Source organism: Streptomyces sp. NPDC023723 (assembly GCF_040639815.1).
In the GTDB taxonomy this organism is placed as follows: domain Bacteria; phylum Actinomycetota; class Actinomycetes; order Streptomycetales; family Streptomycetaceae; genus Streptomyces.
Window position 1 is genome coordinate 213,979 of the sequence record NZ_JBFAAP010000002.1, and the last position, 13,582, is coordinate 227,560.

12 protein-coding genes are annotated in these 13,582 nt (G+C 69.9%); 6 read left to right on the forward strand and 6 right to left on the reverse strand.

Annotated elements, in window-relative coordinates; translation table 11 throughout:
• Nucleotides 1-39 precede the first annotated feature (39 nt).
• Entirely contained in the window at nt 40-1,152 is a 1,113-nt protein-coding gene (locus AB0G32_RS03785; RefSeq protein WP_361157632.1) for a hypothetical protein, read from the reverse strand.
• A gap of 197 nt (nt 1,153-1,349) precedes the next feature.
• Between AB0G32_RS03785 and AB0G32_RS03790 the strand changes: the two genes are divergently transcribed.
• Nucleotides 1,350-1,733: a phage holin family protein gene (locus tag AB0G32_RS03790; RefSeq protein ID WP_361157635.1), complete on the forward strand. Its 384-nt coding sequence runs from the start codon at nt 1,350-1,352 to the stop codon at nt 1,731-1,733.
• 97 nt (nt 1,734-1,830) lie between these two features.
• Here the strand turns inward: AB0G32_RS03790 and tuf are convergent, their stop codons facing one another.
• The 5 genes from tuf to AB0G32_RS03815 all read right to left on the reverse strand — a co-directional run bounded on the left by tuf (nt 1,831) and on the right by AB0G32_RS03815 (nt 6,983).
• Nucleotides 1,831-3,024, reverse strand: a complete 1,194-nt coding sequence (tuf, locus tag AB0G32_RS03795; protein WP_361157638.1) for an elongation factor Tu — start codon at nt 3,022-3,024, stop codon at nt 1,831-1,833.
• 174 nt (nt 3,025-3,198) lie between these two features.
• Nucleotides 3,199-5,325, reverse strand: coding sequence for an elongation factor G (fusA, locus tag AB0G32_RS03800; protein WP_361157641.1), 2,127 nt, complete (start codon nt 5,323-5,325; stop codon nt 3,199-3,201).
• 39 nt (nt 5,326-5,364) lie between these two features.
• Nucleotides 5,365-5,835 (reverse strand): 30S ribosomal protein S7, encoded by a 471-nt coding sequence (gene rpsG / locus AB0G32_RS03805; RefSeq protein WP_361157643.1) that lies wholly within the window; start codon nt 5,833-5,835, stop codon nt 5,365-5,367.
• Nucleotides 5,836-5,837: 2 nt separating this feature from the next.
• A complete protein-coding gene (gene rpsL / locus AB0G32_RS03810) occupies nt 5,838-6,209 on the reverse strand; it encodes a 30S ribosomal protein S12 (protein WP_003948652.1) in 372 nt (123 codons plus the stop codon).
• A 306-nt stretch (nt 6,210-6,515) separates the two neighbouring features.
• Nucleotides 6,516-6,983, reverse strand: a complete 468-nt coding sequence (locus AB0G32_RS03815; RefSeq protein ID WP_361158232.1) for a DUF1707 and DUF4190 domain-containing protein — start codon at nt 6,981-6,983, stop codon at nt 6,516-6,518.
• A gap of 438 nt (nt 6,984-7,421) precedes the next feature.
• Here AB0G32_RS03815 and AB0G32_RS03820 point away from each other — a divergent pair, with 438 nt between their 5' ends.
• Genes AB0G32_RS03820 through AB0G32_RS03840 form a run of 5 tightly spaced genes read left to right on the forward strand, consistent with a single transcriptional unit; the run spans nt 7,422 to nt 13,555 of the window.
• Nucleotides 7,422-8,255, forward strand: coding sequence for a glycosyltransferase family 2 protein (locus AB0G32_RS03820; protein WP_361157646.1), 834 nt, complete (start codon nt 7,422-7,424; stop codon nt 8,253-8,255).
• A 26-nt stretch (nt 8,256-8,281) separates the two neighbouring features.
• The gene (locus AB0G32_RS03825) at nt 8,282-8,812 is read left to right on the forward strand and encodes a hypothetical protein (protein WP_361157649.1); all 531 of its coding nucleotides are present in this window, start codon (nt 8,282-8,284) and stop codon (nt 8,810-8,812) included.
• Between the two features lie 50 nt (nt 8,813-8,862).
• On the forward strand, nt 8,863-9,960 hold the full coding sequence (locus AB0G32_RS03830) for a glycosyltransferase family 4 protein (RefSeq protein WP_361157651.1): 1,098 nt from the start codon (nt 8,863-8,865) through the stop codon (nt 9,958-9,960).
• Nucleotides 9,957-12,404, forward strand: coding sequence for a DUF2206 domain-containing protein (locus tag AB0G32_RS03835; RefSeq protein ID WP_361157653.1), 2,448 nt, complete (start codon nt 9,957-9,959; stop codon nt 12,402-12,404). The genes AB0G32_RS03830 and AB0G32_RS03835 overlap by 4 nt, the downstream gene beginning before the upstream one ends.
• Nucleotides 12,401-13,555: a glycosyltransferase family 4 protein gene (locus tag AB0G32_RS03840; protein WP_361157656.1), complete on the forward strand. Its 1,155-nt coding sequence runs from the start codon at nt 12,401-12,403 to the stop codon at nt 13,553-13,555. The genes AB0G32_RS03835 and AB0G32_RS03840 overlap by 4 nt, the downstream gene beginning before the upstream one ends.
• Nucleotides 13,556-13,582 lie beyond the last annotated feature (27 nt).

Consider the following 13,582-nt stretch of genomic DNA (forward strand, 5'->3'; position numbering starts at 1 on the left):
AAACCCCGCCCTTCGGCGGCACGGCGGAGGCCGAGCCGCTCAGACTCTCGTGACCTCCCCGCACGTCATGTCGGGGTCCCGCGTCACCGGCTCGCTCCGGTCGTACGGGTCGACCTCCGGCCCCGTCGCCGGCGAGCCCGTGACGGACGCGCCAGTGAAGGACGGATGCAGGTAACCGTCGTACACCTCGCACGCGGTGTTGCCGAAGTTGACGTAGTACGACTTCGGCAACAGCCGCCCTTCCGTCGCCTCCCACCGCTCCGGGTCGGCCAGCATCACCGTCCAGTCCCGGCGCACGATCGTGCGGTCGACGGCACCACCGTCAGCACGTTCGACGCCGTAGACGAAGGTGTAGTCGGCGTGCACCTCGACCGAACCGGGGTCGCCGGCCTCGTACGTCATCTCCCCGCGCACCTTCACCGCGTCGTCCCCGATGACCCGCGCCTCGCCCGGGTCGAACCGGGTGAAGAGCGTCAGCGGGTCGTCCTCTTCGCTCGGGTCGCTCAGCGACCGCTTCAGGCGGGAGGTCAGGCCGGGGCTCTCCGGGTCGAGCAGCGCCATCGCCTTCTCCGGCCGATCCCCACGCAGCACCGCCGGATCGAGGTTCGAGGCGACCAGCAGCTCCTTGGTCAGCCGCAGCGCTTCGGTGACATCCTCCGCGCTCATGTCACCGACCGCCTGCACCGCCGGCAGCTCGATCCCGTCCGCCCCGTCGGCCCAGCTCAGCGCGGGCGACCCACGGAACGGCTCGGCCCGGGTCGGCAGCCCCGGATCACCGGGCTCCGACGCCGTAGCCGTTCCCCCGCCACCGAACCGGTCCAGCAGCAGCGACGGCCGTACCGCCACCACCGCGACCGCCACGGCCACCACCACACCGACCACCGCGAGCACCCGTCGCCGACGCGCCCGACGGCCGTTCGCCTCCTGCCCCACCGGACCGGTCCGCCAGCCCGGCGGATCAGCGGACCGTCCCTTCTTCGCCTGCCGGGCCGCCGCCTCGTCCGCCTCCCGCAGCCGCCGCGCCACCATCCGCGCCCGCGCCGACGGCTCCTTGGGTGGCGCCCCGCTCGAAGAACCCCCGGCGGCGTCCTTCAAGAAGGCCTCCAACTCGGCGTCGGACAGGTTCGGTTCGTCACCGGACGAGGTACTCACGACTGTTCACTCTCAGGCAAGGGACGGGGCATGTCGGAGGCTCAGTCTTCCTCTCGGCACCGACTATGCCCAGACCTTTGTAGAACCTGTGATCGAACCGGGCCCGGGTGAGCAAGGTCCGGCACTACCCGCTGCCCGCTGGCACACCCCGCCGCCGGACCCTTGCCCCGCCGACGACCGGCCACGATGATCACGTCATGTACAAGCGAAGACGTATCCTGGGCACCTACGCGGGCGTGACCCTGGCCACCGTCCTGCTCTCCGGGATCACCCCGATCATCGACGCGCCGCCCTGGGAAGTGGTCCTGGCCAGCGCTGTCTTCCTCATAGTCAACCAGCTGATCTCCAGCTATCCGGACGCCATCAGGAGCGCGCACCCGATCCTGCTGCTGATCCTCGGTGCCATCGGCATCGTCCAGGACACGCTGCTCTGGCTGCTCGTCTCCTGGCTTAGCTCCACGATGGACTACGGCCTGCACGTCGACGGCTTCCTCACGGCCCTGCTCGGCGGACTCATCACCCGCGTGACCGTCCTCGCCTTCATGGCCGTCGGGCCGCAGCCCGCAGCCCAGACCTCGTAGAGACGGCCGCTCCCGTACGGGCGAGACCGCGCACGCCAAAGAGGCCCGCACGACCGAAGTCGTGCGGGCCCCTTCGAGCCACTCAGGTCAGGTCAGATCACTTGTTGATCTTGGTGACCTGGCCGGCGCCCACGGTCCGGCCACCCTCGCGGATGGCGAACTTCAGGCCCTCTTCCATGGCGACGGGCTGGATGAGCTCCACCTTCATCTCGGTGTTGTCACCCGGCATGACCATCTCGGTGCCCTCGGGGAGGGTCACGACGCCGGTCACGTCCGTCGTACGGAAGTAGAACTGCGGACGGTAGTTGTTGAAGAACGGCGTGTGGCGGCCGCCCTCGTCCTTGGACAGGATGTACGCCTGCGCCTCGAACTCGGTGTGCGGGGTGACCGAACCCGGCTTGATGATGACCTGGCCGCGCTCGACGTCCTCGCGCTTGATGCCGCGGAGCAGCAGACCGACGTTCTCACCGGCCTGACCCTCGTCCAGCAGCTTCCGGAACATCTCGATGCCGGTGACCGTGGTCGTGGTCTTGTCCTGCTTGATGCCGATGATGTCGACGGTCTCGTTGACCTTGAGGACACCACGCTCGATGCGGCCGGTGACGACCGTACCGCGACCGGTGATGGTGAAGACGTCCTCGATCGGCATCAGGAACGGCTTGTCGACGTCGCGCTCGGGCTCCGGGATGGCCTCGTCCACGGCCTTCATGAGCTCCAGGACCGAGTTGCCCCACTCCTTGTCGCCCTCGAGGGCCTTCAGCGCGGAGACCTTGACGACCGGCAGGTCGTCGCCCGGGAACTCGTACTCGGAGAGGAGCTCACGGACCTCGAGCTCGACGAGCTCCAGGATCTCCTCGTCGTCCACCATGTCGGCCTTGTTCAGGGCGACGACGATGTACGGAACGCCGACCTGGCGGGCCAGGAGCACGTGCTCCTTGGTCTGCGGCATCGGGCCGTCGGTGGCGGCGACCACGAGGATGGCGCCGTCCATCTGCGCGGCACCCGTGATCATGTTCTTGATGTAGTCCGCGTGACCGGGGCAGTCGACGTGGGCGTAGTGACGGGTCTCCGTCTGGTACTCGACGTGCGCGATGGAGATGGTGATACCGCGCTGGCGCTCCTCGGGAGCCTTGTCGATCTGGTCGAAGGCCGAGGCCTCGTTCAGGTCCGGGTACGCGTCGTGCAGCACCTTGGTAATGGCGGCCGTGAGGGTCGTCTTACCGTGGTCGATGTGACCGATGGTGCCGATGTTGACGTGCGGCTTAGTCCGCTCGAACTTCGCCTTCGCCACTGGGGTCCTCCTGTGGAGTGGTTCTGAACGCCTTGCTTCATCGGCGCCAGGTGATCTTTGCTGGATAGCCCGGGCCCAGGGGCATTCCGCCGGGTTGGTGGCGGAATGCCCTTCGACAGGCTCCGGAGTCAAGCCTAAAGCGTGGGAACGTCGTCCGTTAAACGGAGTACGACGTCACTCGCCCTTGGCCTTCGCGATGATCTCCTCGGCGACGTTCCGCGGAACCTCGGCGTAGGAGTCGAACTGCATCGAGTAGCTTGCGCGACCCGAGGTCTTGCTGCGGAGGTCTCCGACGTAGCCGAACATCTCCGACAGGGGGACCAGACCCTTGACGACGCGGGCACCGGCCCGCTCCTCCATGGCCTGGATCTGGCCACGGCGGGAGTTGATGTCACCGATGACGTCGCCCATGTAGTCCTCGGGCGTGGTGACCTCGACGGCCATCATCGGCTCGAGCAGCACGGGGCTGGCCTTGCGCGCGGCCTCCTTGAAGGCCTGCGAACCGGCGATCTTGAACGCCAGCTCGGAGGAGTCGACCTCGTGGTAGGCGCCGTCGAGCAGCGTCACACGCACACCGGTCATCTCGTAGCCGGCGATGATGCCGAACTGCATGGCCTCCTGGGCGCCCGCGTCGACCGAAGGGATGTACTCCTTCGGGATACGGCCACCGGTGACCTTGTTGACGAACTCGTACGAGGCGTCGCCGCCCTCGATCGGCTCGATCGCGATCTGCACCTTGGCGAACTGACCGGTACCACCGGTCTGCTTCTTGTGCGTGTAGTCGACGCGCTCGACGGCCTTGCGGATCGTCTCACGGTACGCGACCTGCGGCTTGCCGACGTTGGCCTCGACGCGGAACTCGCGCTTCATCCGGTCGACCAGCACCTCGAGGTGAAGCTCGCCCATACCGCCGATGACGGTCTGGCCGGTCTCCTCGTTGGTGTGCACCTGGAAGGAGGGGTCCTCCTCCGCGAGCCGCTGGATGGCGACACCCAGCTTCTCCTGGTCGCCCTTGGACTTGGGCTCGATCGCGACCTCGATGACCGGCGCCGGGAAGTCCATGGACTCCAGGATGACCGGGTTCTTCTCGTCGGCCAGCGTCTCACCGGTGGTGGTCTGCTTCAGGCCCATGACGGCGACGATGTCACCGGCGCCCACCGACTCGATCTCCTCACGCTTGTTGGCGTGCATGCGGTAGATCTTGCCGATGCGCTCCTTGCGGCCCTTGACGGAGTTCAGCACGGCGGTGCCGGACGTCAGGCGGCCGGAGTACACCCGGACGAAGGTGAGCTTGCCGAGGTGCGGGTCGCTCATGATCTTGAACGCCAGCGCCGCGAGCGGCTCGTCGTCGGACGGCTTGCGCGCGACGACCTTCTCCGGGTCCTTGACGTCGTGGCCCTCGATGGCCTCGACGTCCAGGGGGGAGGGCAGGTAGCGCACGACCGCGTCGAGCAGGGGCTGCACGCCCTTGTTCTTGAACGCGGTGCCGCAGAACACCGGGGTGACCGTGGTGCCGTCGCTCTTGCCGGACGCGATGGTGATACGGCGGATCGCCGCGTACAGCTGCTCCACGGAGGGCTCGGTGCCCTCCAGGTACAGCTCCATCAGCTCCTCGTCGTTCTCGGCGACGGCCTCGAGCAGCTTGCCGCGGTACTCCTCGGCAGCCTCGGCGTGGGTGTCCGGGATGTCGACGATGTCGTACATCTCGCCCTTGGTCGCCTCGGCGGACCAGACGAAGGCCTTCATCGTCACGAGGTCGACGACGCCCTTGAAGTCGGCCTCGGCGCCGATCGGCAGCTGCATGACCAGCGGCTGCGCACCCAGGCGGTCGCTGATCATGTCGACGCAGCGGTGGAACTCCGCGCCGGTCCGGTCGAGCTTGTTGACGAAGCAGATGCGCGGGACGCCGTAGCGGTCGGCCTGACGCCACACCGTCTCGGACTGCGGCTCGACGCCGGCGACGCCGTCGAACACCGTCACGGCACCGTCGAGCACGCGCAGCGAACGCTCCACCTCGACGGTGAAGTCGACGTGGCCCGGCGTGTCGATGATGTTGATGGTGTGGTCGACGTCTTCCATCGGCCAGTGACAGGTGGTGGCAGCGGAGGTGATCGTGATGCCACGCTCCTGCTCCTGCTCCATCCAGTCCATGGTCGCGGCGCCGTCGTGGACCTCACCGATCTTGTACGACACACCGGTGTAGAACAGGATCCGCTCGGTGGTGGTCGTCTTGCCCGCGTCGATGTGGGCCATGATCCCGATGTTGCGGACCTTGGCCAGGTCAAGTGAAGTGGTAGCCATAAGGCTTCAGTCTTCTCTCGGTCTCGATGTGGGTAGCGACTACCAGCGGTAGTGCGCGAAGGCCTTGTTGGACTCGGCCATCTTGTGCGTGTCCTCGCGCTTCTTGACGGCCGCACCGAGGCCGTTCGAAGCGTCGAGAAGTTCGTTGAGCAGACGCTCGGTCATGGTCTTCTCGCGCCGGGCGCGGGAGTAACCGACCAGCCAGCGCAGCGCGAGCGTGTTGGCGCGACCGGGCTTGACCTCGATCGGCACCTGGTACGTGGCGCCACCGACACGGCGGGACTTGACCTCGAGGGTCGGCTTGATGTTCTCCAGCGCGCGCTTCAGCGTGATGACCGGGTCGTTGTTGGTCTTCTCGCGCAGGCCCTCCATGGCGCCGTACACGATGCGCTCGGCGGTGGAGCGCTTGCCGTTCAGCAGCACCTTGTTGATCAGCGACGTGACAAGAGGAGAACCGTAGACCGGGTCGATGATGACCGGGCGCTTCGGGGCGGGGCCCTTACGAGGCATTCTTACTTCTCCTTCTTGGCGCCGTAGCGGCTGCGGGCCTGCTTGCGGTTCTTGACACCCTGGGTGTCGAGCGAGCCGCGGATGATCTTGTAGCGAACACCGGGCAGGTCCTTCACACGGCCGCCGCGCACGAGCACGATGGAGTGCTCCTGCAGGTTGTGCCCCTCACCCGGAATGTAAGCAGTGACCTCGATCCCGCTGGTCAGACGCACACGCGCGACCTTACGCAGGGCCGAGTTCGGCTTCTTCGGGGTGGTCGTGAACACACGCGTGCAGACGCCACGACGCTGGGGGGACCCCTCCAGTGCCGGCGTCTTGTTCTTCTCGACCTTGTCCTGCCGGCCCTTCCGGACCAGCTGCTGGATCGTAGGCACTACTTCTCCGGTTTCTGTGTGCCGAATGGTGAAGCTAACCTGGAACGTCACCGACCCACGCGGTCGGGTGTGTCGAATCCGGCGGACCTCCGCCGCGAGGCGAAAACTGCACAGATTGCGGTGGCCGCTCACGGATCCCGTGCGGTTGAAGGCACACACAGGAGCCAGGGCACACCCCAGGCACAAGGTCTGAGCGTACCTATCGCATTCGCTGTGGTCAAAACAAATGCGGACGGCCCGCATCCGTCACGGGACCGCTGTCAAGCCCCCGCACCGAAGACGATCAGTCCGACAGTCCTCCTGCCGTCATCCGCTGGAGGCCAGCCCCGCCGCGATGAGGACGGTGAGGATGAACGCCCAGCCGGCGACCGACACCCAGCCCAGCACCAGCCCGGTCATGGCGAGGCCCTCACCGCGCTCCCCGGACCGCCGCATCTCCGCGCGGGCCGAGTGCCCGAGCAGCACCGCGGGGACGCCGCTGAGCCCGGCGGTCACCAGCGTCAGCACCCCGCACACCATGGCGCCGACCGCCTTGCCGTTGGTGGCCGGGGGCGGCGCCGGCAGGAAGGTCGCCGGCACGGCGGTGCCGATCCGGGCGACCGGCGCGGGCCCCTGCGGCAGATCGGCGACCAGCAGCGCCAGCTCGTCGACGGTCCGGGCCGCGTAGGCCCGCCCGACCCGCTTCTCGAACTCGCCGTGTTCCAGTCTGCCCTCCCCGTAACCGGCCCGGAGCACGTCCACGGCCCGCTCACGCTCGGCATGGGAGGCGAGCATCGGCGCGGTTCCGGAGGACGGCCAGGACTGCGCGGCGGGGACCCGCGGCCCCTGCCAGGGCAGTGGGGGCCGGGGGTGCGGCGCGCCCCCGGCCGACGACTCGTCCTCGCTGCGCCAGGACTGCCCAGACGGCTGCGACACGGACTTGCCTCCCGTCCCCAGGGGTTCCTTCACCATGATGCGGCACGATGCGCGCTTTGCCACGGCCGATGAGAGCCACACCGGCCGGAAACCTCCGCTTCGCGCGGGCGGATGGCGGAGACCGGCCGGTCAGGGCGAGACCGTTCGGATAACGATTCGGCCGCGAAAGAGTGTTCGTCGTATAAGTGTGCTTAAGGTGATGCCTGCTATCGGGGGGATGCATGGGGACTGTGAAGAAACAGTGACCGAGGCTTGCCTCCTGCGCGACTGTGTGATCACCAGTTGGGGGGGCCCACTGTGTCAACTCTTTCCATCGTCATACCCGCCTTGAACGAGGCCGAGAACCTGCCGCACGTCTTCGCCACCATTCCGCTGGACGCGCTCACCGCGGAGGGCTGGGGCGTCGAGGTGGTCATCGCGGACAACGGTTCCACGGACGGCACGGGCGAGATCGCCGCCTCCTACGGCGCGCGCGTGGTGGACCAGCCGCTGCGCGGGTACGGCAACGCCTACAAGGCCGGGATAGCCGCAGCCCGCGGCGACGTCATCGCCACCGGCGACGCCGACTGCACGTACCCCTTCGACGACCTGCCCCGGCTGCTGCGCATCCTCGACGAGCACCAGGTGGAATTCCTCAACACCAACCGGCTCGGCCGCGAGAACCGCGAGGCGATGAAGCCGTCGCACACGCTCGCCAACCACGCGCTCAGCCTGGTCAGCCGCAAGCTCTTCAAGAGCCAGATGCGGGACTCGCAGAGCGGCATGTGGGTGTTCCGCAGCTACATATGGGAGACCCTCAAGGTCACCTCCGACGGCATGGGCTTCTCGCAGGAGATCAAGAACGCCGCCGTCCGGGAGGGCTTCCGCTGCCTCGAGGTGCCCATCGAGTACCGGCCCCGGGGCGGCGAGGTGAAGCTCAACGCCTTCTCCGACGGCATGGCCAACGTCTCCCAGCTCTTCCGCCACCGGCTCAGAGACAACGCGCTGCGCACCTCGACCCGGGCCCAGTGGTACGACCGTTCCACCCGGCCCGCTCCGCAGCCCCTGGTGCCGGTGCGGCCGCCGAAGCCCGCTGCCGCCCCCGAGCAGACGGGCCGGGGACTGGCGGGAACCGGGCGCGGTCTCGCATGATCGAGTACAGCTTCTGAAAGGGCACGATGGGGACTGACACAGCGCGGGGCGGGCGACGCCGCAGGGCCGGGACAGCGACGGCCACCGGGGCACGCGGCCCGGTGGTCCGGCGTGCCCTGGTGGCCGTCGCGCTGGCCGCCGCGGTGATCGCCGCGTGCTCGACCCCGGCGGTCCGCACCGAACTGGCGCGGTCGTTCACCCGGCAGGACCGCCCCTACCTGGAGCTGTACTTCACCGAGCTGCCGTTCCTGGCCGGTTCGAAACTCCAGGCCCAGCTCGCCCTCACCGCGCACGGCGGGCCGACCGCCGACGGGCCGACCGCCGCGGAACTGGCCGACGGTGCGCCCCGGCAGGTGTCCGGCAGCTTCGTCCTCAAGGCCGAGGCCGACCGGGACGGTGAGCCGCTGGCCACCGGGTGGGCCACCGTACGGGCCGTGGACGGGCAGGCGCAGGTCGTCGATGTCGCCGTACCCGGTGCGCAGGACGCCGACGCGCTGCGGGTTTCGGTGGCGGGCCGGTCCGAGTACGTCGTCGGGCATCTGGAGACCGCCGAGTGAGCGGGGACAACCCGGAGGTCACGGGACCCGTGGAGAAGGGGACGGCTGCCATGGGCCGCAGAGTCATACAGGTCACGCCCTACTACCCGCCGGCCCTGGGCGGTCTGGAGCGGGTGGTGGCCCACCTGTCCCGGGAGCTCGCGCAGCGGCACGAGGTGCACGTGGTGACCACCCGGCTGCGGACCGAGGGCCTGCCCCGGCACGACGTCGAGGACGGCGTGCGGGTGCACCGGCTGCCCGCCGTCGAGGTCGCCAACACCGCCGTCTCCGCGCTGCTGCCCGTGCAGCTGGCCAAGGCCCGGTCCGGTGACCTCGTGCATCTGCACATCGCGCACGCCCTGGTACCCGAGCTGGTCGCCGCGGTCGCCGCGCTGCGCGGAGTGCCGTACGTGGCTCACTTCCATCTGGACGTGGACGCCAGTGGTCCGCTGGGCCGGCTGCTCCCCCACTACAAGCGGCACTTCCTCGGCCGGGTGCTGCGCCGGGCCGCCGCGGTGATCGCGCTCACCGCGGAGATGGCGGACTTCCTCGCCGCCCAGTACGACGTGCCCCGGCACCGGCTGCACATCGTGCCGAACGGAGTGGCGGACGAGTACTTCCTCGCTTCCCGGACCGCTCCCGCCGCCGGGCGGCTGCGGCTGCTGTTCGTGGGACGGCTGCAGATCCAGAAGAACGTGGCCCGGCTGCTGGCGGCCATGGCCCTGGTCCAGACGGACGTGCGGCTGCGCATCGTCGGCGACGGCGAGCTGCGCGGGGCACTGACCGAGCAGGCGGCCCGGCTCGGACTGGACAACGTCGAGTTCGCCGGAGCACTGCACGGGGACGACCTGGTGAAGGCGTACGCGGACAGCGACGCCTTCGTGCTGCCCTCCGACAAGGAAGGCATGCCGCTGGTGGTGCTGGAGGCCATGGCCGCGCGGCTGCCCGTCGTCGCCACCGACGTGCCCGGCAGCAGGGAACTGGTGCACGGCACCGGACTGCTGGCGGCTCCCGAGCCGGCCGCGCTGGCCGAGCGGATCGACCTGCTGGCCACCGACCCGGCACTGTGGCGGGACCTGTCCGAGCGCAGCGCCCGCAAGGCCGAGGGGTGCTCGTGGTCCCGGGTCGCCGAGCGGGTCGAACACGTCTACGCCGAAGCACTGTCATGACCGTGGAAATCGACGAGACCCTCGCGCTGACCTCCGTCGCCCACCGCCACCGGCGCGGCCCGGAGCCCGGCCCGGACACCGGTCCGGAGACCGGCCCGCGCGGTTCGCGCCGCCGCGGCCGGCGCCGTTCCGGCGTGCCGGGCGGCGCCGTGCTGATCGCCTCGCTGGTCTGTGCCGCAACGGTGCTGGTGCCCGGCATGCCCGCGCTGCCCCGGCTGGCGGCCGGGCTGTATCTGCTCTTCGGTGCGCCGCTCCAGCTCTGGCGGCCGCTGGCCGGGCGGATCGTGCCGACCGGCAGCGGCGGCACCCTGGTCTCGGCCGGCCTGGTCGTCCTCGGCGACATGCTGCTGGCGCTCGTGGTCAACACGGTGCTGCCCTGGGTCGGCGTCGACCGGCCGCTGACCACGGTGAACCTGACCGCGGTGACGGTGCTGGGCATCGGCGCCCTGTGGTGGTTCCGCCGCCGATACGCGCCGTACGACAGCGCCGCCGCCCGCACCGGGCCGCTCGGGCTGTGGCGGCTGGCCCGCGCCACCCCGGGACTGACGGCGGTGACGTGCGCGGGGGTGGTGACCGTCCTGTGCGGGATCGCCGGCGCGGTCCGGCTGAACAACGGCTACGGCGGCACCGTGAGCGTCGTCGCGAGTGTGCTCGGCGGTTCGCTGCTGTTGCTGCTGGCCGTCAAGCGCCGCCGGTACCACGTGAGCGCGCTGGAGACCGGGCTGTACCTGGCGACGGTGGCCCTGCTGCTGCTGGCTTCGCTGCGCGGCTGGTTCATCACCGGGCACGACGTCCAGACCGAGTACCTCTTCTACCGGATGGCGCTGGGCGGCGAGTACTGGGACGTCTCCACCTACCGCCACGCCTACAACGCCTGTCTGAGCATCACCCTGCTGCCGGTGAGCATCCGGCAGCTCACCGGCGTCTACGACATCTACATCTTCAAAGCGGTCATCCCGGCGCTGTTCGCGCTCACTCCGGTCATGCTGTTCCGCTCGGTACGCAACGCCGCCCCGCGTTCGGTGGCGCTGCTGGCCGCTGTCTTCTTCGTCGCCTTCCCGACCTTCCTCACCGACATGGTCTTCCTCTGCCGGCAGGCCATCGCGTTCCTGCTGCTGGGCAGCGCGATGGTGGTGCTCACCGACAGCCGGGGACCGCGCCCGGCCCGGCGGGTGCTGTTCGTGGTGCTGCTGGTCGGGGTGGTCCTTGCGCACTACTCCACCGGCTACGTGGTGATCGGGACCCTCGGGCTCGCGCTGGGCTTCGACAAGGCATGGCGGCTGTTGTCCCGGCGGGGCCGGGAGCGGTCGCGGCGGCTGCGGCGCGACAACGCGATGGTGTCGTTCACCCGGTGGTGGATGGTACTGATTCCGGCCGTCGCGGCGCTGGTCTGGGCGGGGCCGGTCACCCACACCGGTGGCCAGTTGCAGACCACGGTGGCCCAGACGGTCTCCGACCTGGTGTCGCCCGAGAAGGACACGGCCGGTTCCTCCGACACCGGTTACAGCCTGTTCGGCGGCGAGCAGCTGTCGCCGCAGCAGCGCCTGGAGGAGTACGCCCGGCAGGCGAAGACCGAGGCCGCGAAGGAACGCGCCGGTCTGCTGCTGACCCAGGCGGATCTCGACGGCATCGACTGGCAGGCCGTGTCCACCCCGGACATGCCGCTCACCCCGCTGGGCCGGGTCCTGGACCTGGCCGGCGTGCCGGTCGCGGCGCTGAACGCGGCCGTGCGCGGTATGGCGGCCTACTTCTTCCAGCTGATGACCGTGCTCGGCCTGTGGGTGGTGCTGCGGGCCCGCCGCTCGGCGTTCCGTGCCGTCCGGGACCAGACGACGCTGGCCTGGGCCGCGCTCAGCGCGGTCGCGCTGTTCACCGTCGTACCGCAGCTGTCCGTGGACTACGGCGTGCTGCGCGCCTTCCAGCAGGGGCTGTTCTTCTTCGCTCCGTTCCTGGCCGCCGGAACCCTGTGGGTGCTGCGCTGGGCGGGCCGGCGCAAGGAGGTCCTCGGCGCGGTGCTCACGTTCTGTCTGCTGCTGAACCTGGTGGGCGTCATGCCGAAACTGCTCGGCGGTTACCCGGCGCAGCTCCAGCTGTCCAACAGCGGTGACTACTACGACATCTACTACACCCAGGCGCGCGAGGTACGGGCCGCGCTGTGGCTGGACGCCTGGAAGCGGTCGCGCAAGGACCAGGCACCCATCCAGATGGACAGCTTCTCGTACACGCGGCTGAAGCCCTACATGGCGTCCGACGCCAGAGGTGTGGGGAGTCCGGCGTGGCTGAGCAAGGACGCCTACCTGCTGCTCGGCTCGACGCCCGCCGAGACCGGCCGCGTGTCGATCTTCTACCGCGGCGACCGGATCACGTACGAGTTCCCGCGCGAACTCGTGGAGCGGAAGAAGGACCTGGTGTACAACAACGGCGGTTCGGTGGTGCTGAGATGACCCCTCCAGTACGGCGGGTGCTCCTCGTCAGCCACTTCTACCCGCCGCACCTGGGCGGCATCGAGCGCGTCGCGCAGGCCGAGGCGCGCCGGCTGGTCCGGCTCGGTCTGGAGGTCACCGTGGTGACCTCGGGCGAGCGGACGTCGGAGACCGTCGAGGACGACGGTGTGCGGGTGGTCCGGGTACGGGCCTGGAACGGGCTGGAGGCCCGGTTCGGGGTGCCGTTCCCGCTGTTCGGGCCGGCCCTGCCGCGGCGGATGCGGCACTGGGCGGCGTGGGCGGACGTCGTGCACGTGCACGACACCTTCTATCTGACGTCCTGGGCCGCGGCCCGGGCCGCCCGGCGGACCGGCCGCCCCTGGCTGGTCACCCAGCACGTGGAACTGGTCCATCATCCGTCGGCACTGGTCACGGCGGTGCAGCGGGCCGTGTACCGGCTGGCGGGGCGGCGGATCTGGCGGGGCGCGCGCACCGTCTTCACCCTCAACGCCCGGGTCGCCGGCTTCGTCCGCGACCACGGCGTCCCGGCCGGGCGGCTGCGGCACCTGCCCAACGGGGTGGACACCGGGCTGTACCGGCCGCGCCGGGACGACGCCGAACAGCGCGAAATCCGGACCGAGTTCGGCCTCCCGGACGACCGTCCGCTGGCGCTGTTCGCCGGACGGCTGGTCCCGAAGAAGGGGTACGACGTCGCACTCGCCGCGAGTGCGCGGGGCACCGGCTTCGACCTGGTCCTGGCGGGCGGCGGCGACGCCGCGGCGGTCGCGGACCGGCCGGGCGTGCACTACGTCGGCGCCCTGCCCGCCGACCGGCTGGCCCGCCTCTACCGCGCCTGCGACATGTTCGTGCTGCCGTCGGTCGCGGAGGGCTTCCCGCTGTCGGTGCAGGAGGCGATGGCGTCCGGCCTGCCGGTGGTGACCACCCCCGACCCGGGGTACGCGCCGTACGCCCTGGACCCGGACCGCTTCGTGTTCGCCGAACGGGACGCCGGGACGATCGCCGGGGAGCTGTCCCGGCTGGCGGCGGACGCCGCGCTGCGCGCCGAGATGGCGGCCTACTCGGCGCGGTACGCGCGGACCGCGTTCTCCTGGGACTCGCACGCCGAGACCCTCGTCGCGGCGTACACGGAGGCCCGCGGGCGACACCGCTGACGCCGCTGCCGGGCGGGGGCTCCCGGC